13 protein-coding genes, 1 pseudogene and 1 riboswitch are annotated in these 21,884 nt (G+C 61.1%); of the genes and pseudogenes, 7 read left to right on the top strand and 7 right to left on the bottom strand.

Annotation, left to right across the window (positions count from 1 at the left end; translation table 11 throughout):
- Positions 1–12 precede the first annotated feature (12 nt).
- Complete coding sequence (locus AC1DS6_RS18385; RefSeq protein WP_477102887.1) at positions 13–708, top strand: VIT1/CCC1 transporter family protein; 696 nt, start codon at positions 13–15, stop codon at positions 706–708.
- A gap of 451 nt (positions 709–1,159) precedes the next feature.
- Here AC1DS6_RS18385 and AC1DS6_RS18380 read toward each other — a convergent pair whose 3' ends face one another.
- The gene (locus AC1DS6_RS18380) at positions 1,160–2,932 is read right to left on the bottom strand and encodes a metallophosphoesterase family protein (protein WP_441629765.1); all 1,773 of its coding nucleotides are present in this window, start codon (positions 2,930–2,932) and stop codon (positions 1,160–1,162) included.
- A complete protein-coding gene (locus tag AC1DS6_RS18375) occupies positions 2,919–3,416 on the bottom strand; it encodes an HAD domain-containing protein (protein ID WP_441629764.1) in 498 nt (165 codons plus the stop codon). The genes AC1DS6_RS18380 and AC1DS6_RS18375 overlap by 14 nt, the downstream gene beginning before the upstream one ends.
- A gap of 657 nt (positions 3,417–4,073) precedes the next feature.
- Between AC1DS6_RS18375 and AC1DS6_RS18370 the strand changes: the two genes are divergently transcribed.
- Together AC1DS6_RS18370 and AC1DS6_RS18365 are read left to right on the top strand one after the other, a co-directional pair.
- Positions 4,074–4,334: a helix-turn-helix domain-containing protein gene (locus AC1DS6_RS18370; protein WP_441629763.1), complete on the top strand. Its 261-nt coding sequence runs from the start codon at positions 4,074–4,076 to the stop codon at positions 4,332–4,334.
- Between the two features lie 394 nt (positions 4,335–4,728).
- Entirely contained in the window at positions 4,729–6,738 is a 2,010-nt protein-coding gene (locus AC1DS6_RS18365) for a hypothetical protein (RefSeq protein ID WP_441629762.1), read from the top strand.
- 242 nt (positions 6,739–6,980) lie between these two features.
- Here the strand turns inward: AC1DS6_RS18365 and AC1DS6_RS18360 are convergent, their stop codons facing one another.
- The 4 genes from AC1DS6_RS18360 to zorA are packed head-to-tail and all read right to left on the bottom strand — an operon-like array spanning position 6,981 to position 15,277.
- On the bottom strand, positions 6,981–10,850 hold the full coding sequence (locus AC1DS6_RS18360) for an SNF2-related protein (RefSeq protein WP_441629761.1): 3,870 nt from the start codon (positions 10,848–10,850) through the stop codon (positions 6,981–6,983).
- Positions 10,850–12,571 (bottom strand): EH signature domain-containing protein, encoded by a 1,722-nt coding sequence (locus AC1DS6_RS18355; RefSeq protein WP_441629760.1) that lies wholly within the window; start codon positions 12,569–12,571, stop codon positions 10,850–10,852. The genes AC1DS6_RS18360 and AC1DS6_RS18355 overlap by 1 nt, the downstream gene beginning before the upstream one ends.
- Positions 12,565–13,272 carry an OmpA/MotB family protein gene (locus AC1DS6_RS18350; protein ID WP_441629759.1) on the bottom strand — a complete coding sequence of 236 codons (708 nt, stop codon included), beginning with the start codon at positions 13,270–13,272 and terminating at the stop codon, positions 12,565–12,567. Before AC1DS6_RS18350 ends, AC1DS6_RS18355 begins: the two co-directional genes overlap by 7 nt.
- Before the next feature lies 1 nt (position 13,273).
- Positions 13,274–15,277: an anti-phage ZorAB system protein ZorA gene (zorA, locus tag AC1DS6_RS18345; RefSeq protein ID WP_441629758.1), complete on the bottom strand. Its 2,004-nt coding sequence runs from the start codon at positions 15,275–15,277 to the stop codon at positions 13,274–13,276.
- Between the two features lie 783 nt (positions 15,278–16,060).
- A riboswitch (glycine riboswitch) is annotated at positions 16,061–16,187 on the top strand.
- 48 nt (positions 16,188–16,235) lie between these two features.
- Between zorA and AC1DS6_RS18340 the strand changes: the two genes are divergently transcribed.
- From AC1DS6_RS18340 to AC1DS6_RS18325, 4 genes are all read left to right on the top strand, one after another.
- A complete protein-coding gene (locus AC1DS6_RS18340) occupies positions 16,236–17,558 on the top strand; it encodes a D-amino acid dehydrogenase (RefSeq protein ID WP_477102886.1) in 1,323 nt (440 codons plus the stop codon).
- Between the two features lie 90 nt (positions 17,559–17,648).
- The gene (locus AC1DS6_RS18335) at positions 17,649–18,572 is read left to right on the top strand and encodes a LysR substrate-binding domain-containing protein (RefSeq protein WP_477102885.1); all 924 of its coding nucleotides are present in this window, start codon (positions 17,649–17,651) and stop codon (positions 18,570–18,572) included.
- A 269-nt stretch (positions 18,573–18,841) separates the two neighbouring features.
- The gene (locus tag AC1DS6_RS18330; protein WP_441629755.1) at positions 18,842–20,149 is read left to right on the top strand and encodes an MFS transporter; all 1,308 of its coding nucleotides are present in this window, start codon (positions 18,842–18,844) and stop codon (positions 20,147–20,149) included.
- Between the two features lie 70 nt (positions 20,150–20,219).
- Positions 20,220–21,404 (top strand): M20 aminoacylase family protein, encoded by a 1,185-nt coding sequence (locus tag AC1DS6_RS18325; RefSeq protein WP_441629754.1) that lies wholly within the window; start codon positions 20,220–20,222, stop codon positions 21,402–21,404.
- A gap of 95 nt (positions 21,405–21,499) precedes the next feature.
- On the opposite strand, the pseudogene AC1DS6_RS18320 reads toward AC1DS6_RS18325, so the two are convergent.
- Positions 21,500–21,884, bottom strand: a pseudogene (locus tag AC1DS6_RS18320) (ImcF-related family protein); the annotation flags it as partial.

The following is a 21,884-nucleotide window of genomic DNA, read 5'->3' as shown; positions in this document are numbered from 1 at the left end:
TGTTGAGGGCATATGGCTAGGCTACATAAGGAACAACATCGTCTCGAAACCATCGGCTGGTTGCGCGCTGCCGTGCTCGGAGCCAATGACGGCATCATATCGACGGCAGGCCTCGTTATCGGCGTGGCATCAGCACACACCGCCCATGGAAATATCGTGCTCACGGCCGTAGCGGGGTTGGTGGCTGGGGCCATGTCGATGGCGACAGGGGAATACGTATCTGTCTCTTCGCAGGCAGATACTGAAGAGGCAGCTTTGATTGAAGAGCAGGCCGAACTCGATGCCGATTTTCCGCGCGAGCAACAAGAATTGATTGCAATCTATATGCGTCGTGGCCTGGATTATCCGCTTGCTAAGCAGGTTGCCGAAAGGCTGATGGCCCACGACGCGCTTGGCACCCATGCACGCGATGAGCTAGGCATCTCGAAAGTGACCTCCGCCAAGCCGTTGCAAGCAGCGTTGGCTTCTGCCTGCAGCTTTTCGGTGGGCGCCGCCCTGCCGGCTGCAGTTGCCGCACTAGCTCCCGAATCGGCCTTGATTCCAGCCATAGTCATCTCTGCCTTGGCATCACTTGCCTTCTTGGGCGGTCTGGCCGCAAAAACGGGCGGCGCGAAAGTCGGCCCAGGCGTTATCCGCGTAGTGTTCTGGAGTGCTTTGGCAATGGGTGTGTCGTCAGGTGTTGGCACGTTGTTTGGCGCCGTAGTCTGAAGCGCCGCAATCGGACAGATGTCCCCGTCGGGTTCACGCAATCCGCGTACGCAGCTCCGGAAATAAAAGCGGAAATGCTTCGTTGAAGTCCCGCTTCAGCGCCAGCAACCGGCTATTCCTCCGCGCCTCAAACATCAGGGAATTTGCGCTAGCGATGGTTCCATCCTGGCCGTAGCTACGCCGGTCTTGATAAGGCCACCAAGTACCGCATCCGGACAATTCACGACAGCATCGACCGTAGCAGGACCCTGCGAGCAGAACGCCCCGATGGCGCAAGTGATGCTTTGAGCAAGCTCTGCGCTCACCCCAAGCTGGGCGGCAAGCTCGGCCGGGAGTTGCGTAACATCCGTGGGCATGTCGTTCTCCTTGCTACGCTGGGAATTCTTGTTGTACGGAGCCTAGAAGTTCCAGGCAAGCTCCGCATCGCCGACTCTGTCCCCATGAACGCCCATCAAATGTCGCCGCAGATTGCCCGCAAGTCGGAACCGGTGAGAAGGCGATTTCTATCTGCAGCGTTTAGTGCGTCCCTGGCTTCAATCATGGGCACGAAACCTCTGTAGCCACTATCTACCAAGTATTTGTCTAAGGCGAGATACATATCGGACTCGTCCGGCTCATCAGTTACCAGTGTTATATGCTGACACTCTGCGAGTTCAAATGCCCCTCTCCATTTCGGACGCAGCAAGTCAGCTACAGTTCCGCGTCCTTGACACCAGGTCAGGGCCGACAGCGCGACTTGACACCAACGCTTCTGCGCAACTGAAGCTGCGCTTGGAATATCCATAAGCCACAGACGCCAGCTCTCCAAGTTTGCTAGCACTCTGGCATACATTTTCTCTGCTGATGGCTCAACATGTCCGTTGTTGAATGAAGCAAGCGCTGGTAGGTGCGGCGGCGTCTCAATAATGCTTAGAGTCTTTCCAGCATGTTTGTCTAGCGCCAGAGCCGGGCCGGATGCGACCTTATCCAGCACTATTTCGGCTCGATGAATATTGTCCGCAAAAGCTCGGCGGACTGCGTAACGGGGTACATCAAGCTCGATATTGATATATGGAAGCAGCTTCTTGCAATCAGAGATAATCGCTTCCACTTCGGCGACGACTTCCTCAAGCGCAGACGTAAGCGGGGCGTGAAAACCTGTTGACAGGTCGAGCACAAAGCTTGGGTCAAAGTCTTTCCCATCCCCCAAAAACGGGTTATTTCTGTATCGCAACTCGCTCTGCTCAACATCCTTGCGCGTCAGTCGGAGACCCAGCCAGCGAGCCTCGGTAATGTCCCTTTCTGTGATTACGCCGAGAGCATAACCGCGAGCGTTCGACGTTACGCGCACGCCTTCCACCAGAAGGTCGGCATGCATGTGAAGATGACCGTGTACCCATGCCGCAATCTTCGTCCTATGCTCTGCAAGTAAGGGCTCGAGAGCGCTTGCGTACGCACCCACCCGAACGAAGTCCGGATGATGCCGCATATCGGACCAATTGCTCGGATTCAATACACCTTCGTCAACCCCGAAACTAGATAAGCATCGTCGGCTAGGCGCGTGGTGGGTGACAACAATAGTTGGCCCCGAAAATGACTCTGATAGCTCATCCTCCAACCATGCAACTGTCTTCTTGTGAATGCAGTAAGCGATTGCCGGTGAGAATGCAATAGTTCCTTCAGTGGACCCTTTGGGTTCAAGGCCTGGCAATTCGGCCGAGGTGAGCAGACCACGAACAGCGTCCGCATTCCCACTTTGCTGATACCACTCCGTCGCGCTTATGTAGCGATAGTCTTGCATATGCGTTGCCGCTGACTGCACCAACGCGGGATGCCATTCACCAAAATCTGTCCACAGGGTCGCACCGAGAAAACGCACACCGCCGATGACTACGGATTCTTGCTCCAACACGTGTACATCCGTGCCGCGCGCCAGATTACGCGCTGCTTCCACAATCGAGCCGATATCGCGGTCCCACGCTTCGTGGTTGCCGAGCACGTAGACAATCGGCACTCCTAGTCCAGCGAGCCACGGGACCGCCAGTTCGACAGGCCCGATGTCCCCGGCTGCCACCAAGATGTCGAATTCAAGTCCATGCGGAATCTGATACGGCCCCGTTTCAAGATGAACATCGGAGAGCACGTGAAGACGTGGAGGTCGCTCGCCCCAGACCAGAGACCATGACGCCACGTCATCGACATCCGCTTGCGCATCACTTCTCAATTGCCTTTCACTCGTCATCACTCTGCTCAACTCCTGGCTGTTTGCCGACAGACCACGCGCGTACACGCTCACGCACGCGTGGCTCCCACACACCGCTCTCCGGATTGCAGAGTACGAGCTGCCGGGGCAGCGGGTAAGGAAATTGACTTGCATGGTCGTCTAGGACAAGCCAATCGTCATCGTTCAGTCCAATCTGATTTACAGCATACTGAATTCCCTGCCACCGGGACATCTCGATATTGGTCACCCCGCAATACCTTCGTGCTAGCGGACCGAGATACTCAAATATTTGAGTCCTCGAAAGAAGAAAGCGCCAGGAGCTAGAAACGACGATGCTCACGTCCGTCTCTTCGAGAATCTCTTCAAGCACCCACGTCCACCGAAAGAGCCGCCCATGCTTGATTGCATCACGCAGCGACATGCGCATGGCGAATCCGGTGAGCGAAGACACCGGATGCAGAACGCCATCAAAGTCTAGAAATAGGACTCTGCGCTTCGGGGTCATCTGCGTACGGAGGACAATACGAGACTCGTGTATCGGTCCTGGAGAACGTCCCATGAGGTGTGCATGCGCTCGAGGAGACGCCGTTGACCCTGTGCATTTTGCCTTAGCCGGCCCTCCAAGCTTTTCAGACTGGAATCGGCGAGTTCCGCCACCAACTGGGCCTCCAGATGATGAAGTTGGCAATCAGTAACCAGCACATCCTGCAACCGCCCTAGATATGCGGGCTGTTCTTCCATTGGGAGCCAAATCAAGTCGAACACGAGCTTCTGTACGTACCAATGTAGTAAATCCACCCGCCACTCGACCTCCCCTGGAAGCTCGTGCGGCGACAACTTGATACGCTCCTTACTAACGCTCGCCTCGAGTGAAACGCCAAAGCGGGCGAGCACTGCTCGCGTTGTCGCAGGGGCATAGGTAACACTTGCACTTCTCACTTTCTGTCCTGTTTGTTCTGTTTGAACTTCTTAGCTTCAGTCGCCCCAATCCATAGGATGGGCGAATGCTGAAACTCCACTCCGCCAAGAAGATTCGGTACCCCTTGGGGGGACGGAGTCGCTCATAAAGGACCGCAGTGTAGATTTAAACTCTGTAGATGTAAACTCTGTAGATTCATACACTGTAGATTCATGTGCTTCATTAGGCCATGCTCCGGTGCGTATGCCCGAACTGACCCAAGCACAGCAGACAGCCCGCAAGCGACTGTCAGAGAATCTAAAACGGTTAAGGAAAGAGAAAAGCATGTCGCAGGAAGACCTGGGCGACCGTGCGGGATTGCATCGCACGTACGTGAGCCAAGTCGAGCGCCTATTGGTCAATGTGTCACTCGACAACCTTGTGTCATTTGCCGTGGCGCTTGGAGTCGACGTCGTAGACGTTCTCGCACCCGTACCAGCTGCGCAGAGCAAGCCCCACGACTAGTACTGTCTGTCCACCGACTCGGATTCGCTCCCAATAGACAGCCAACGTTGCTTTCTAGCAACGAAGCCTTTCGGTTCAGGGAAGCAGGTGCAGGCGCTAGCGGCCAACGGCGCTGGCTTGCGACACAGTCCGGGAGGAGGTCGCGAAATTCCGCCCGCGCTCCACGGGCAACTGGATGCTTCGCACCAGACATATAAACGGCTGCACTACATATGGCATCCCAACTTGCTACGGGTGTCGTCAACCATCTCAGGACACATAACGAATCGTAGAGCAGCTGATTTGTAAACAGCTGCGCTAGATATGACACCCCAACTTGCCACGGGTGTCGTCAACTCAGGAGACATAACGAATCGTCGAGCACCTGCTTCCCAAGCAAAAGGTAGGCGATATCATGAAATTTCACATAGAAATCAATACGTTAGGATTATCACGTTATCGCAAGCATCTGCGTCATAACGTATGTATAGGAAAGATTCGACGATACTCGTGCGCCTCAAACGGTACCACGATGACCTATACGTATGCTGATTTAATCACTTTTCACCGTCGCCGCCTGCACCCCCGCACCCCCTCAGACACGGAAGGTCCCGACGCCACCACCCAGACCTATCGCAATCACCTCTCCACCCTGCACTCGTTTCTGACGTCCTTAGGGAAATCAGCCGATAGTCGTATCGGTCGAGAATTGCGCACACAGTTCGATGCGCACCTGACGTCATATGGGGATTCGCTGCAACTAAGCGCTCATACGAAAGCCGACCGCAGAAGTCATTTGCGCGCTTGGCGGGACAGTTTCAACATGCTGGAGGCTGAACACACCATGGCCTCGACTGCCACGGCAGCCACGGCAGCCGAAACGCCTCCATCCGGCTTTCATCAAACGCTCCGCCTAGCGGTCGCGGCTATACACGAATCGCCTACGAGTATCGCCAAGCGTTGCGGCACATCCGTATCGGCGATTCACCGCTGGCTAAAGGGGGCCGTTCCGAACATCCGAGCGTTGCCATCCGTGCGACGACTCGAGCAAGCGTTGGGACTGGAGCCGGACCGTCTTTGCGGCGCCGTCGCCGAACTGCGCACAGCTGATGCGGGTCAATCAACTGCAACTACCCCAAGCATTGCCTTTCGCGAACGTCAACGGCGCAATACAAAAAATCCTTATCTCTCGCGCTTCGATACGATGACTTCGGACTTTGTGTCGGAATGGACGGCGCTCTTTGACTACAAAGTTACTAAGTTCCCAAAAATCGAGCGCTCGGGCAGGGGCGTATGGCGCCTACTTCCAGCAACCAAGATTGGTGCCAGCTTACCTCAACTGGCCTATCACCATGGACAAGGGTCTCCTGCGGCCGCGATGACGCTGGGGCGACTACGCGCATTCTTCGGATTTCTCGCGCTACCCACCTCCACGGGTGGGTGGGGCCTGGCATCCGCCGAGGCACAGTCACTTGCCTGGTTGGCAGTACCAGAAGCCGTCGATGCGTATTTAGAGTTTATGACGTCACGGTCCGACGGGCTCATCCATTGGGGCCAAAGCCAATTCGCAGCACTTGTCGCTTGTCTGACCCATCCACGCACCGGCTATCTGGCACAGCAACCGGCATTCGCTTGCAAGGTCACTGTCGCTCAGGCGGGGCGTCAGTGGGAAACAATGTGCGAACAGACTTTTAAGCTGTGCGGTGTTTGGAAAAAATCGGCCACACAAGTATCTCGCGACCCCCAGGACCCGCTGCGCGGTCTAATGATGCTGCAAGAGCCATTGGCGCCAGTTCTACGCGCCATCGAAGCCCTAGACCAAGCCGCTGACGCGGCTCCATCTGGCAGCCGCCAGGAGAGCGTATTTAAGCGCGACGCACTACTGCTTTCGATGCTCCTCGCCAACCCGCTGCGAGCACGCAATTTTATGCTGATGCAGTACCGGGATGACCAGTCCGGCAACCTATATCGCCGACAGGATGGTCAATGGCGGTTGCGGTTCATCGCTGCAGATTTCAAAAATGAAAAGGGTGCAGCACACAAGAACTACGATGCTCCGTTGCCGCGCGCAATGGCCAACCGCATTGTCGATTACCTGGACGAATTCCGACCCCGGTTGCTGCACAAACAGCCTCTCGCTGCGTGGGTATTCCCGAGTAGTCAGACCTCAGAAAAATGGGAAGGACTTAACCAGCAAGTCTTGAAGCTAACTCGCCGACTGATTCCGCATTGCCCCGGCTTCGGCCCCCACGCCGTGCGTCACCTTGTCGCCACGGATTACCTGTGCAAGCACCCTCATGATTACCCCACCGTTGCTCAATTGCTGCATGACAAGCTCGAGACCGTGCTAGCGGTGTACGCGCACTTGAGACAGGACGATTCATTCGGGCGCTACGAAGCGCATCTACAAGCCATCACCACCTAGGAGACGCTTTGCACAACGTACGAATGCTCGCCCCTATGTTCCGCAGGCATCAATCGGGGCCTGCGGCTTGCCCTCCGGTGGTGCATCTCAATCGAAATAGGTGAAAAGCTGGGGGCGGCGTCTCTGCGCCCCCAATTCTCCCCCCAGAGCCTAGCCTCTGCCGACGGTACTCGCAACAATACGGGTAAAGAGTCCCTGCCCAGTCTACCAAGTTCTTCTCCATGCCTCACTGCTTCTCGGCATTAAGCTGCCTCCGCCACAATCGGCGACCATGCCATCAGACACTCGTCGAACTCAAAGTTCGTCACCGGATTGGCACCGAGTAGCTCTGCCAGCCGTTGCCGGGTAACCAGTTCAACGTGGTTGGCTTCGGCTTGGCTGACCGCACCGCTGGTAAATGCCTGATTGGTAACGGCTATCTTGCGGAATTTTGTGCCCGCATATTGCGCTTGGTATTTGGCGGCGCCCGCTGTTACCTCTTTGATGGCATCCCATCCGACCTGGTCGTTGATAGAACTCTTGCATTGAAGGAGCACCCCTTCACGCCCTCGCAAGGCTACGACGTCGATACCACCGTCACCACGCCGCTTCGGTGTGACTACTGACTGATATCCAGATTTCCCCCAGAGCAAACAACATAAGACCTCAAAGCTGAAACCGTCCATCCGGTCGACATCGTCCATGGTGAGGTAGCGCTTTGGCACAGCGGCGCCTTCCCCGGCACTGCTTACGAGCTCGCTAAAGGTCGCATCTCCGCCGGTGCCGTTCAACATGGTCACCAGTTCCCCCTGGTCTAGCGTGGAACCCGCGAGTCCCGCTTTCCGCTTCAGCAGTTGGTCAAGGCGAACTTCGAATGTGTCAAAGTCATCCGCCACGACCGTCGGGCAATACACGAAGACATCACGCTCTTGCCCGATACGGAAAGCGCGGTCGGTCGCCTGCGACTCCTTCGCTGGATTCCACGCCCGGGTGAAGTGGAATACATGGTTAGCGGCAGTGACATTCAGGCCGGCCCCCGCCGCCAAAGTCGAAAGAATGATGACGTCGAACCCCCCGGTCTGCGCAAACTTGTTGAGCAAGGCCTGTCTCCCCTGTGAATCACCATTAATGGTGATGGGCTTGATGCCAAAGGATTCACGCAGGAAATAGAACAGGGCCGCTTGAACTTCGCGTAGCTCGGTAAAGACGATTGCCTTCTCGCCGGCCCGCCGGACGCCTTCCAACCGCTCGAGCAACCAACGCAGCTTGGGCGAGTTCCCCAGGTGCGCATCACGACCGCTCTTATCCATCAGGAACTTCGTCCCAGGCAGACAATAGGGTTCGGCGCAAACGGCTTTCATGAGATGAAGTGCACCGAAGGAGAGCCTTGCTCGCTTGCGTCCATCCGATTCCTGGGTCGCATCCTGCAGCTTCTTCAGCCCCCCCTTGTAGAGGATGCGTTGATGCTCAGACATGCCTATATCAAGACGCTCGTGCTCTTCAAGAGTCGATTTGAACTCCACTTCCGTTCCTGTCGCCGCCTTCTTCGCAAAGAACTTACGCGGGAGTTCGTCCGCAATATCGGCCTTGGTTCGTCGGAGCGTCTGCGGCGCAATCGTGGATTGGAGATACCCGAGAGCCTGTGCCTCATCCTCCGTCTTGCACTCAATCGGGCGGCGATAGGTCTTGCCGAACTCCTCCAGCGCCCCCAGGAGGCCGGGCTGAACGAAGTCGAATAGGCACCACAAATCCGCGAGGGAGTTCTCCACCGGCGTGCCGGTACACGCGATGCGGAAATCAGCCTTCAGCTTCTTCGCGGCCAAGGTGACCCGGGTCCCCGGCGTCTTGATACGTTGCGCCTCGTCGCAAATGACCATTGCAAACGGCTGTTTCGCGAACGAAAACTCATACGAGGTCAGCACCTCATACGTGGTGACAATAACCTTTGCGGACCCCGCCCAGTTTGGCTTCAGCAACTCAACAATGCCCTGTTGTTGGAGCTGAACATCGATGAGACCTAGCGGTTGCCGCCTTGCCTTTAGTGCCTCCCCATACAGCACCAGCACCTCGGGGAATGACGGCGTGAAGAACTTTGCCGCCTCATTCGCCCAATTTTCCAGGAGGCTCTTGGGGGCAAAGATGACCGACGGCGCAGACTGAGGTCGCTGTTCGTAATACCAGCCAAGCAGGGACAGGAGCTGCAGCGTCTTTCCCAAGCCCATATCATCCGCCAGAAGGGCCCCGCGGCACTCGTGAGGCGCCTTCGACACAAGGTGCTGGAACCAGGCCACGCCTTTCCTTTGATGTTGCTTCAATCCAACTGTGGGTCGCATTGAGCGCGGGAGTTGCGCCTCGGCGTCCGCCGGAAGTGCCAGGGAGGCCTTGCGCACCTCAACGTAGTCAACACCATGAAAATTGGTCTTAACCAGCAGGGTCTGCCGCGCACCGCGCGTCTCTTTGGCGCCGGTGGCAGCCTCTCCTTTGACTCTCTCCTGAGCCCCAAGCATGCTCTTGAAACTCTCGACCAACGTTCTGGCCTGCGCGGTCGCGACAGCGGTCGGGAGGTCGGGATTGCGCACCGAAGCCTGCCCATCCTTTTCGGCTTCGCCTACCTGCACGTCAAACCCTTCGACCCATTGCTTGCTCAGCGGGATGACGACATCCCCCTCGTGGCCTTGCAACGTCACACGGACCATGGGGGTCAGGTCCGAAGGCGTCCAACCGTCCTCCCCCTCACGCTTGTTCGACGGCGCCTGGAAGACTGGCACGTAAATGGGCTTGGCTTCCCCAATCCCCTCGATGCGGCTGCTGTACCCGTCCAGTTCGTAGACGTCGTCGAACGATATCTGCTCGGCCGGCTGCGTGCGCCACAGGTGCGCCAACTGTTGACCTTGCTCCAACTGAAGCGTCGATTCCGCATCGACGGTGAGGTCATACTCCTCCCAGGCGAAACGCTCGCGGTCGTGCTCGAGGGCTGCACGCAGTGCTGCGTTAAACGCGTCGAGCTCATCTGGCGTGGCAAATGACTGCCGCTCGGTACGGGCCGCGCCCCCGGCAAAATGCTCCGTCACGCAGAGGTCCACGGAATTCAAACGCGCGTCCTCGATGCGGCCCACAATGCCAAATACCGCGGCCAGCGCACCGGCCCCTGCCCGGTCGAGTTCGAAGTCGTCCTCGTTCAGGACTTCATGGGCACTTTCACCAAGGTAAGCCCAAGGGTTATGTATGAATTTCTCTGCTTTGGCGCCGGCCACGCGTCTTCCCGGCATCTCGCGTTTGATGACCTCCAGCACCTGGCGTACCGGGTCCGCGACAACCACGCGCACCCGTCCGGCACCTCGGGTCAGGTCATAATGGGGTTGCACCCCATTGAACCCATCGAAGGCATTCAGCCACCCGTCGGGGGCGCCATCGAACGTCGGCGCTACCGTCAGCACACGGCCAAACGGCGTTTCCGATTTGGCCAATGGGAGCCGTAGTGTCTGTGGCGTCAGCACGTAAGTGGTTTCGAGGTAAGGTGTCGCGTAAAGCGCGCCGGCCTTGTCCGCGCATCCCCGGATACGACCCCACGCGAGCTCATTGTCGTGCTGATTCCGTTTGTCGCCCGGTCGCCGTCGAAAGGCATCGACCTCGGCGACCGTAGCCCACGCGTCCGCTGACAGTAGCTGTGGTACATCGCCAATTTCTACGACGGCGCCTTCGACGCGGTTGGGCTTCACGCCGCGACTCCCATCGGCCCATCCGGTCACCACAATCTCGAATTCCGGCTCCGAGAGTGTCCCGGTACAACCCAGAATGGGTCGCAGCGGACCAATTGGCGGCAGCCCTAACAGTTGAATCGCGCCTTGATGCTCCGCGGAGCGCAGCAGCCCATAGGCGGCCTCCCACCCAATCTGCACGCCATTGATGTCGAGGCTGCACTGCTCCTCGGCTATCAACTGAGCCAAATAGGCCGCGAGAACTGACTCGCCGGGGCCCGCTCGGTCAACCGCAGCCAGCAACGCCTCCAAGGTTGGCTCGTCAAGCGGCTTCGCGAACACAACATTGACGCCATCCTGGGTCCACGTTGTATTGAGTACCGGCCTATCAGGTGTCGAGCCTGAGGTGCGCTTGAAGAAATCGAACAGTCCCATCAACTCTCCGGAAAATACCAGGCTTGGCTCTTATTCGCCCACCGGAAGCCAAACGCCTTGAGTCCGGCAGCGAGCTGGGCATTCTGCAGGTCGTCATTCACCCACAGCCGCCCACCATTTGTACTCCGTCTGTCATCAATCCGTGCCCCCGGGAATCGGCTGACGAGACCACGCACTAGCAACATATCTGGTCCGCCGCGACCACTCCCTGCCGTGGTGCTAGCGGTCTGTGTCCCTCGCGAGGAGGAAGCGCCTGCGCTTCGACTCGACGATGCAGCGGTGGCATGCGGTTGGCTTGCTGGCGCATCGGGCCGGATGCCAATGGTTCTCAATTTGTCGTCCGCACGGGGCTGCCAGCCCGGGGTATGCACAATTCGCGCCGCACACCCCTCGCGATACCCTGCCGCCAAGTCTTCTGTCCCGCCATCATAGTGGTGACTATAGGGCTCGAACGGGAGTGACGTGGCCTCATACACGTAACACGCGTTTGGCTTCTTGCTGAACTCGATAATAAGAAATGAGCCAATCTGCATCATGAACGCATCAACATCCTGCTTGCCCGTGAACCTGGCGTAGGAGCCCTCTTCCCGTGCAATCAGGTCGCGAACTCCAGCATTACTTGACTTGAGCGCCATGGTGTCTGCACTGAAGACTAGTCGCGTCCAGTCAATCTGCTTCATGTATTTGGACCAGAAGGCTAGTCGTCCTTCATCGGCCTTGTTACGCGCAGCCAGAATGTCAAAGAAATCCTTGAGATTGCGCTCGTTGACCCAGCCCAAGACCATCCGCCAGACGGGCTCAGGCACGCGATTCCAGGCCGTGGCAATCCCTGCCGATTTCAGTTTGGGATTCTTCCAGACCGAGGGTTGCACCACAAAGTCGCGCAGACGCTCGTCTTGGGAAGCGCCCTTGCACGCATGGTAACGAACAAGAATCAACTCGACCGCTTCATCCCGAAACACCGGCTTATCGTGAATCAGCTGCAGCAATCTCGGAATCCGCTGCCTGAACTCCGCATCCGTGGTTGCGGTGGCTTGGCGAACGACCCCCAATACCAAGGCGTGCCAAAACCAGCTTGAAGGGGGGATGCCGAGGTCGGCAGCAATTCTCTCGACCGGCCCGGTGTCGCCCATCAGGTAGCTACGTGCGTATTTGTCTGCCGGCTTGTCGGTCAATACCTGTGACTCGCTCCGGAGCACGGCCACCCAATCGGGAACCTGCGAGCTGCCCGTCCCCCTGTCAATGACGGGCCAGCTCCGTTCGAGGAAAAGGCGAAGTTGTTGCCAGCCGGCCTTCGCCGCATCCGACACGCTAGCGCTGGGGTCAAAGGAAAAATATGAGCTCAGCAGGCCATGCCAGGTAAGCCGCCACAGCTCGCCGTTTTGCGCCTCGACCTCATAGGAGGCCAGGAGCGCAGGGAAGTGCTTACAGCCAAGCGCCACGACGCCCGACAACTCACGAATCGGCTCCGCCAGGGCCGACGCCGCGAGGTCGCGCTGCCACGCATTGAGCGTTTGACCGCGAACGAGGGCTCGGGCGGCCGCATAGGCATCCTCTCGGTTCCGTTCCCCTTGGCTGTATCCCTGAAACAACTTCTCCGACTCGGCGGCTTGTTGTTTGACATACTCGGGGAAGCCGAATTTGCCTCCCGAGATGTCCATCGAGGCCAGCGCATCGGCCAACCCGAACCTCAGGCGCTCTAGCGCCACCGTGGCTAGCACTGTCCGAACTCCTTGGTGTTGGTGAGCGCGTTCGCCGGCGGCCCCTTTTCGTCTACCCCCCAGAACTCAATCTTTAGCTCCACGCGGCGGCTGGCCGCCTTGTCCTGGCGAATGGAATTGAAGGAATAACCGCCGACCAGAAAGAGGTCCTGGACTTGCCGGAGCTGAGACGCCGTCAAAATGCGTTCGCCCGTCGCGGGGCGAGCAAACAGCATACATACCACGCTTCGGCTACGATTGAGACTCAGGCCAAGGTTATAGAGGTACGTGCCATCCTGGTCCGTGAACCCTTCCACGACCACCCGACGCATCCATCGCTGCCCTTCCGGGGTCGACTTGGCGTTCAATAGCACTGGAATATAGTCACGCAAGAAGCGTGCAGCGTCCGGCTTGATGGAGTAGTCGCCACTCTCGAACCGTACGACGTCGCCCAAGTCAATACGGTAGGTCGACTCGTCGACGTTGACATTCTTCTGGGCAGAGTCTCGCTTGATTTGCGCCATCACGCCGCGAATATCCTTCTCGCGCTGAATCTTCGCTTCCTCTTCAGCCGTCAGGTTCTTGGTGACGGCGACAAGGGTCACCGCCATCACCACCAGAAACAGCGTCATGAGTGCCGTCATCAGGTCGGAGAACGAAATCCAGAACGGACTTTCGCCCTCCGCCTTGGCGCCACGCTTGAGAATTACCCGGCCGAGCATCTCACGTCTTCCTCATACGATGAACTGCGGTCGCCAGTTCCTGCACGACGCCATTCAAGTGCCCCGTCCCCTGCGAGAGGTGACGGTCAGTCTCTGCGATGGTCTGCTTGACGGAACCGACCAGCTGAATGCCAAACTCATGGAACGCCTTCAGAAGGGCATCATTGACGCTATCCAGATGCGTACGGCTATCGGACTCGGCTCGCCGCAACGCTTCCACGCTGGCCTTAATGCTCTCGACCAGGTCCTTAGAGACGCCCGCCTCCTTCTTCGCCGCTTCGATTAGGCCGGTCAGCGATGCCACCTGCGCGTCGACGGTCCTGCGCGTGGAGTCGTACTGGTCAAATCCACGCTGGACCGCCACTGCCGCCACCTGCAGCGTGTTTGCTGCCGACGTCAGCTGCTCCGACACCCGTGTCGACCGGTCAAACACGCCACTTACCGCACTTCCTGCAGACTCAAAACGCTGGGCTGCGGCACTCAGGGTCAAGGCGCCCTGATTCATGCCGTCGATAGCGCGCAAGGATACGTTGCCCAGGGCATCAATATTGTGTTGCGTCTTGGTGACCTGGTCGGCGACGGACTTGAGCAGACCATCCACCTGCGTTGTGAGCCCCCCGACGAGCTGGTTGGTCTGGTCACTCAGCTGTTGATTGCGACTCGTCTCCTCGGCTGCGGCCGCCTTGCGGAAGCCCTCCATGCGCTCCATGCCGGCGGCAACCTCCCCCAGCACCTTCATGACCGCGTCATCCATCGCGCGCTTCGACTTTTCCTGCTCATCGCTGACCAGGCTCCGGAACTCCTGGACAAACTGCCGCATCTGGTCCGTGAGAACCTGCTGATTATCAGCCGCCTTCTTCATCGCCTCTTCCAGCGTGCCACTCATCTGGCTGGCGGCGTGTTCATTGGTGGTCTTAATATCCGACAAAAGGCTTTGAAGCGATGACTGGACGGCAGTCATTGCGTCCATGGACCGCTGCATTTGCTCATTGATGCCGCGCATCTGGCCGCCGAATGTATCCTCCAGCTTCGCCATAAACCCGGACAGCATGGTCTCCAACATCCCCGTGACCGCTTCGCCGTTGCCGCGGTGGGTCTGCTCCATCGCGTCCGTCATCCGTTGAATCGGCGCAGCCAGAGACCCGGAGATGGTCTCTCCGATACGGTCGCCCAGCAGTCGGGAAGCTTCCTGCTGAGCCTGAATTTGACGGTCGACCAGGTTGTTCATCAACTTGGTCATGTCTTCGACCAACGCATCCTTAAGCTGCGCGGTATGTGCCTCATTGCGCTCGGACGATTGCACCAGCCGAGACAGATATTCTTCCCCCGCCCCCGTCTCATACAACGCATCGATAGCCTGGTTCAGACGCTCGACCAACTGGTAGAGGCAGGCCAGGACAAGCCTGCTGGCGAAGGTCACGCCCATCGCGCAACCGATTGCAGCAGCGGACGCCACAAAGGCGTGCTGCACCCCCGCCATCAACGGCTTCAGCCCCGACACGGCGGCGGCAGTGGAAGAGGGGTCAAATTTCCCCAGCCCATCCAATAGGCCCGCAAAGGTGCCGATGATGCCGAGCCCAGTAAGAACACCCGGCAGATGGCGCGTGAAATCGTCGAACAGGCGACTGTCCACAAGCACTTCCCGGGTGAAGAACGCTTCTGCCGGCACCGTGGCTCGCACCTCCACCACGCTCAACTCCCCGTTCGACGCCTTCTTCAACTCATGAAGCGTGTGGCTGTACTCCGCCCACAAATGCTTGACAGGCGCCCAGCGAAAAATATCGGCAAGGTCATCAGGACGGACGCTGCTGCCAGCCTTGCGCAACAGTTCGATGCGGCGGACGGATGCGCGCAGGCGCCACCACAAGGGTATGCCACGTATCCCGTAGCCGACCAGAAACGCTCCGGTCAGCAGGACAACCAGCACAAAGACGCCGAGGGGTAAGCCGCCCAACTGGCCCAAGGTGGGGCTGATGCCCGCCAGAAACGTCTGCAGTCCACTCATCGCCCCTCCCCACTGCCGTCGTTTCTTGGCGAGTTGAAGACTCCCCGCCGATGCCATGGCGCTGACAGTAGTCGGCCAGTACCACCTCGAGCATATTGGTGAGGCTGCGCTTCTCCCGCTGTGCGGCTGCCTCAAGGAGGGCTTTGAAGTGAGGCGTCACGCGGAAGCTGATGCCGACAGATTTCTCTGAACTCATAACGGAATGTGTATGGCGTTTTACAATACACATTACATCACGTGTTACCAAAGGTTACAATGTGTAACCGGAAGCGCAGTGTGTTTCCGCGCACACAGATGGGCGGCAGCGCTGGCACGTATCGACCGTGTACGCACCGTGAACGAACGCCGCGACCCGTGCCGGTAGGCCGCTCCGCCAGACGGCGCGACGAGCCCACGCTCGCCTCGTCGCGGTGCACCCGGCGGGACCCCATGCTGGCCATGACGGCACACTGACTCGAGAGCGCCCCCGCCGTTGCGACGAACCGCATCACCAAACCCTCGCTGGCCCGGGTGTGGCAACGCGCGGTGACGAGCGCCGGACGCCCGTCACCGCTGCGCCGGCTCCCAAATTGGGCCGGCCGGACTGCTACAGAACGCTGCTACAGCGCGCGGCCCCGCGGCGGGCTGGCGCCGCCGCTGCCGGGCCCCTATACTGCCCTTGCAGTCTCCCTGCCACGCGTGCTATGGTGCGGCTTCCAGGAGAATGAGGCGGTCTGGCTACCACCGGATTACCCCCTCTACCGAAGGCGTACCCCTGAAACGCTCAGGTGCAGAAGACTGGAAACCGATAAAACTGGAGAGCGCCGGACCGGACCACCAAGCGTGGCGCGGCATGCGGCCGCCGAAGGGGCAAGCCGGCACCCGTGGTGGGTGCGGCGAATCTCTCAGGCAAAAGGACAGTGGGGGCAGACAGGCCAGATGGCCTGTCTGCCCCTTTTTGCTGTCCGGAGCCTGAAGAATGAAAGTCATCGTGATGGGAGCCGGCGTGATCGGCGTCGCTTCTGCGTGGTACCTGGCCAAGGCCGGGCATGAGGTGGTGGTGCTGGAGCGCAACGCGGGCGCCGCCCGGGAAACCAGTTTTGGCAACGGCGGCCAGATCTCGGTCAGCCATGCCGAGCCGTGGGCCAACCCGGCCGCGCCGCTGAAGATGCTGCGCTGGCTGGGCCGGGAGGATGCGCCCCTGCTGTTCCGCCTGCGCGCCGACCCGGCGCAATGGTCGTGGGGCGTGAAGTTCCTGCGCGAGTGCACGGCTAAGCGCTCCACCCACAATATGATCCAGTTGCTCAACCTGGGCACATACAGCCGCGCCAGCCTGCAGGCCCTGCGCGAGGAAACCGGCATCGAGTATGACCACCTGACGCGCGGCATCCTGCATTTCTACACCAGCCAGAAGGAATTCGACGCGGCCATCGAGCCGGCGCGCATCATGCGCGAACTGGGCTGCGAGCGCCGCGTGATCGGGCCCGACGAAGTCGTACGCCTGGAACCGGCGCTGTCCAATATCGCGCCGCGCCTGGCTGGCGCCACCTATACCAGCGAGGACGAATCCGGCGACGTGCACCGCTTCACCACCGAGCTGGCGGCCAAGTGCGAGGCGCTTGGCGTGCGCTTCCGCTACGGCGTGCGGGTGCAGCGCCTGCATGCCGATGGCGGCAGGATGCGCGGCGTGGAGATCGCCGATGAAACCGGCGGCTACCAGATCGAAAGCGCCGATGCCTATGTGCTTGCGCTGGGCAGCTTCAGCCCGATGCTGGCGCGCCCGCTGGGGGTGAAGCTGGATATCTATCCGGCCAAGGGCTACTCGGTGACGCTGCCGGTACTCGACCCCGCGCGCGCGCCCAGCGTGAGCCTGACCGACGACGAGTACAAGCTGGTGTTCTCGCGCTTTGGCGACCGCCTGCGCGTAGCGGGCACCGCCGAGCTCAATGGCTATGCGATGGACCTGAACCCGGTGCGCTGCGACGCCATCGTCAAACGCACGCTGGACGTGTTCCCGGGCATGAGCCGTCCTGAACTGGCGCGCTTCTGGACGGGCCTGCGCCCGGCCACGCCGGGCAACGTGCCGTATATCGGTGCCAGCGGGATCGACGGCCTCTACCTCAACACCGGCCACGGCACGCTGGGCTGGACGCACGGCTGCGGCTCGGGCCGCGCCATTGCCGACATCATCAGCGGTTATGTGCCGGAAGTGGACTTTGCCTTCAGCGGCGAGCTGCCGGCGCACAAGGGCCCACGCGCGCTTGCCGCAGCGGCAAGCCCGGCCGGCGTAACGGCACACTGAGCGCGAACTGCGGCGCTCGTTACCGCGCCCGGGCACCTGCGCCGGGCGCTTTGCCTTTAACATGTGCGTCCACGACTCCGCAGGCTCCCCATGAAGCTTAACCAGCTGCGCGCCCTGGCCGCCATCGCCGACACCGGCAGCATCCAGGAAGCCTCCCGCATCCTTCACCTGACGCAGCCCGCGCTGAGCAAGGCCATCAAGGAACTGGAGAGCAGCGTAGGCGCCACCTTGTTCGTGCGTTCGAGCAAGGGCGTGCGCCTTACCCCCCATGGCCAGCGGCTGGTCACGCATGCCCGGCTGATCAGCGAGAGCGTGCGGCGCGCGCGCGAGGACCTGGAAGACATGATGGGCAGCGTGGTCAGCGAGATCACGGTTGGCGTGACGCCGGTCACGGCGGTGATGCGGCCGATGGCGGCCTGCCTGAGCACCTTCCGGCGCGAGTTTCCCAACGCGCGCCTGCGCGTGCAGGAGATGCGGCCGACGCAGTTGCTGGAGCACCTGCGCGAGGGCACCATGGACTTTGCCGTGACCTCCCAGTTGCTGCCGGCAGACCGCGGGCTGGATTGCACCCAGGCCTGCCGTCTGCCGACCATCATTGCCGGGCGGCGCGGGCACCCGCTGCGCGCGGCCCGCTCGGTGCGCTTGCTGCAGCAGGCAGACTGGCTGGTGCTGGACCCGCTCTCTGACACCAGTTCGCCCTTTCACCAATTGTTCGCGGGCAATGGCCTGGCGCCCCCCGCGCGCGTGATCGAGTGCACTTCCATGGGACTGGCGCTGGAACTGTGCTGGAAGGCGGATGCCCTGATCCTGCTTTCCAGCGAATCGCGCGGCAGCAAGTTCGTCACGGACAATATGGACTTCATCGAGGTGGAAGAACCGGTGCCCGAGCGCGCCATCTCCCTGGTCACGCGCGACCGGCATGTGCTGACCTGGGCCGCGGCTCGCCTGCACGATGCCATGCTGGAAGCGCTTTCCGGCAACTCCCCGGCCCCGGGCGGCGCGGCCGCCCCCTGAACTGGCCTGCGCCTGCGCCTTTGCATAGACGCGCGTAAGCTGCCCCCCGCCGACTTGCGCGGCCCCCCCCTTTGAGCATCGCCCGCCATTCCCGATGGCTGGCGCCCATGCCCGCTTGTTCCCGCCTATTCCCGCCTATTCCCGATCCTCATACCCATGAAAAAAAGCGAAGTGCTTATCCGGCGCCTCGCTCTTACCATGCCAGCACACCAGTAGAGACGGCGCCGCGCCGCAGCCGTCCCGAGCCAATCCCACCCGAGGAGGAAAGCATGACCCACGCGCCTACCGCGCTATCCAGCCCCGCCGGCACGGCATCCACCGCCGCCCCTACCGCGGCCCGCCCGCATTCGCGCCGCGCCATCGTCGCCGCCGCGATCGGAAACGGGCTGGAGATCTACGACTTCACCGTCTACAGCTTCTTCGCCGCCACCATCGGAAAGTTGTTCTTTCCGTCGAGCAGCCCGCTGGCTTCGCTGTTGCTGTCCTTTGCCACGTTTGGCGCCGGTTTCGTGATGCGTCCGCTCGGCGCGGTGCTGATCGGTGGCCTTGCCGACCGGCGCGGCCGCAAGACCGCGCTCACGCTCACCATTGCACTGATGACCGCAGGCACGGCGCTGATCGCGTTCACGCCTACCCACGCCAGCATCGGCGTGACGGCGACCGTGCTGGTTGTGCTCGGCCGCTTGCTGCAAGGCTTGTCGGCGGGCGGCGAGGTCGGCGCGGCATCCGCGTTGCTGCTGGAGTCGGCAAGCAAGCGCAACCGCTGCTTCCTGGTTAGCTGGCAGGCCGCCACCCAAGGCGGCGCCGCGCTGCTGGGCGCGCTGACAGGTGCTGCGGTATCGGCCCTGCTCAGCCCGGAAGCCATGCATGACTGGGGCTGGCGCCTGCCGTTCCTGCTAGGCCTGCTGATCGCGCCCGTGGGCATGTATATCCGCCGCCATCTGCAGGAAACGCATGAAGGCGGGCAGCACGGCGGCATCGGCGCGGTGTTCCGCGAGCATGGCCGCACGCTGCTGCTGGGCATGCTGCTGATGACCGGCTCGACTTCGTCGATGTACATCATGGTGTTCTACATGCCCACCTACCTGGTGAACACGCTGCACATGCCGCCCGTCACCGCGTTCCTGGCGGCGTGCATGGCCGGCCTCGCCATGCTGGTGGTGGCGCCCTTGTCCGGCCTGCTGGCCGACCGGCTGCCCCACCGCAAGCCGCTGCTGTTTGCCGGCGGGCTGGCATCGCTGGCGCTGGTGTACCCCAACTTCATGCTGCTCTCGTCGGGGCCGGAGCTGCCGCTCACCATGGCGCTGATCGGCGGCGCCGTGGCGCTGATGTCGGTCAGCAGCGGCGCCGGCGCCGCACTGATGATGGAGGCGCTGCCGCGCCACCATCGCGCCACCGGTATGTCGGTAATGTACAGCCTTGGCGTGACCGTGTTCGGCGGCTTCGCCCCGCTGATCGTCACCTGGCTGATCGCCGCCAGCGGCAGCAACATGGCGCCGGCCTGGTACCTGTTTGCCTCCGCCTGCATCAGCCTGAGCGCGCTGGCGCTGTTCCCCAGCCACCCGGGCCGCGACTGACGCGCGCCAGGATCGTCTTCCCCTCTTTCCCTCTTTCCCGATTCCACAGCACATCCAGGATCGTACTGTCATGACCCAGACTCCAGGCAATGTCCCGTCCGCCCTGAACGAATCCACCGCGCGCTTCGCCGAACTGCGGCACCGCATCCACGCGCATCCCGAGCTTGGCGCCGACGTGCCGCGCACCGCCGGGATGGCCGCCGCCCTGCTGCGCGAGTGGGGCTACGACGTGCACACCGTCGGCGGCCATGGGCTGGTGGCGCAATTGAAGGTGGGCAACGGCACGCGCAGCATCGGCATCCGTGCCGACATGGACGCGCTGCCGCTGCAGGAGCGCACCGGCCTGCCCTATGCCAGCCAGGTGCCCGGCCGCATGCACGCCTGCGGCCACGACGGCCATACCGCCACGCTGCTGGCGGCCGCCGAATACCTGGCCGCCACGCGCAACTTCGACGGCACGCTCAACCTGATCTTCCAGCCGGACGAGGAAGGCATGACCGGCGCGCTCGCCATGATGAACGACGGCCTGTTCGAGCGTTTCCCCTGCGATGCGATCTACGCCTTCCACAATGCGCCGGGCCTGCCGGTGGGCATGGCGGTGGTACAGAGCGGCCCGATGGGCGGCTCGTCGGACCGCGCCACGATCACCTTCCGCGGCAAAGGCGGCCATGGCGCCATGCCCCACCGCGCCGCCGATCCCACGCTGGCGCTGGCGGCTACCGTGGTAGCGCTGCAGGGCATCGTGGCGCGCAACGTGGCGCCGGTCGATGCCGGCGTGATCAGCGTGGGCCAGATGGAAGCCGGCAGCACCTACAACATCATCCCGGAGACCGCTACGCTGAAGCTGAGCGTGCGGGCCACCGTGCCTGAGGTACGCGACCTGCTGGAAAACCGCATCCGCGAGGTGGTGACGCACCAGGCCGCCTCCTGTGGCGTGGCGGTGGACATCGCCTACGAGCGCCTCGCGCCCGCGATCTGCAATACCGTGGAAGCCACCGCCATCGCGCGGCAGGCCGTGGCCAGCGTGCTTGGCAGCGACAAGGTCATCCAGGTGCCGCCATCGATGCAGATGGGCAGCGAGGATTTCGCATGGATGCTGGAGAAGATGCCGGGCTGCTACTTCGCGCTGGGCAATGGCACCGGCGAGTGGGTCGGCTGCTCGATCCACAACGACGGCTACGACTTCAACGACCAGTTGATTCCGCTTGGCGCGGCGTGTTGGGTCGCGCTGGCGGAGGGGTATCTGCGGGCCTGAGCGCCGGAGCGCCGGGAACCCTGGACATCAAGGGGCAACGATGGAAGTTAGCCGGGAAGACTACGACAACTTCGTGAAAGACCCTGACCGCTTGCCTACTGACGTGGGCCCGGAGTGCCACGTGCCGCGACCCGCGGCTCCCGGCCCACGAAGATGCGCGATGGCAGCACGAAGCCCCGCAGGGCCAGCATCTCCAGTGGTCCCGGGCCGACCTCGGTACGCATCAGGTAGCGCACCGGATAGGTCAAGTCCGCCATAACAGGCACCTTGGCGCTGCGCGCGGTCAGACTGTCGGGATCTTCGGCGAGGGTCTGGCCATGCCCGTCGGCCTGGTTCTTGGCGCCTGGCTCTTCTGGCGCATCTGGCCTCGCCTGCCACGTCAACTGGTAGTTCGCGCTATCGACCGGCTCGATGTGCGCCTGCTCCAGCATCCGCACCAGTCCCCAGCGGCCGCCGAACTCGTAGTTCTTGTTGGTGCCC

The sequence above is a fragment of the Cupriavidus sp. 05L310 genome, assembly GCF_056398185.1.
The sequence above is the reverse complement of the archived record's forward strand: the minus strand, read 5'-3'. Positions and strand labels throughout refer to the sequence as shown.

What these genes read in the sequence shown, in the direction of transcription:
- AC1DS6_RS18370 (WP_441629763.1), top strand. Translation starts at nt 4,074, where the DNA reads ATGCCCGAACTGACCCAAGCACAGCAGACAGCCCGCAAGCGACTGTCA.
- AC1DS6_RS18335 (WP_477102885.1), top strand. Translation starts at nt 17,649, where the DNA reads ATGAAGCTTAACCAGCTGCGCGCCCTGGCCGCCATCGCCGACACCGGC.
- AC1DS6_RS18350 (WP_441629759.1), bottom strand. Translation starts at nt 13,272, where the DNA reads ATGCTCGGCCGGGTAATTCTCAAGCGTGGCGCCAAGGCGGAGGGCGAA.
- AC1DS6_RS18375 (WP_441629764.1), bottom strand. Translation starts at nt 3,416, where the DNA reads ATGACCCCGAAGCGCAGAGTCCTATTTCTAGACTTTGATGGCGTTCTG.
- AC1DS6_RS18330 (WP_441629755.1), top strand. Translation starts at nt 18,842, where the DNA reads ATGACCCACGCGCCTACCGCGCTATCCAGCCCCGCCGGCACGGCATCC.
- AC1DS6_RS18365 (WP_441629762.1), top strand. Translation starts at nt 4,729, where the DNA reads ATGAAATTTCACATAGAAATCAATACGTTAGGATTATCACGTTATCGC.
- AC1DS6_RS18340 (WP_477102886.1), top strand. Translation starts at nt 16,236, where the DNA reads ATGAAAGTCATCGTGATGGGAGCCGGCGTGATCGGCGTCGCTTCTGCG.
- zorA (WP_441629758.1), bottom strand. Translation starts at nt 15,277, where the DNA reads ATGAGTGGACTGCAGACGTTTCTGGCGGGCATCAGCCCCACCTTGGGC.
- AC1DS6_RS18325 (WP_441629754.1), top strand. Translation starts at nt 20,220, where the DNA reads ATGACCCAGACTCCAGGCAATGTCCCGTCCGCCCTGAACGAATCCACC.
- AC1DS6_RS18360 (WP_441629761.1), bottom strand. Translation starts at nt 10,850, where the DNA reads ATGGGACTGTTCGATTTCTTCAAGCGCACCTCAGGCTCGACACCTGAT.
- AC1DS6_RS18385 (WP_477102887.1), top strand. Translation starts at nt 13, where the DNA reads ATGGCTAGGCTACATAAGGAACAACATCGTCTCGAAACCATCGGCTGG.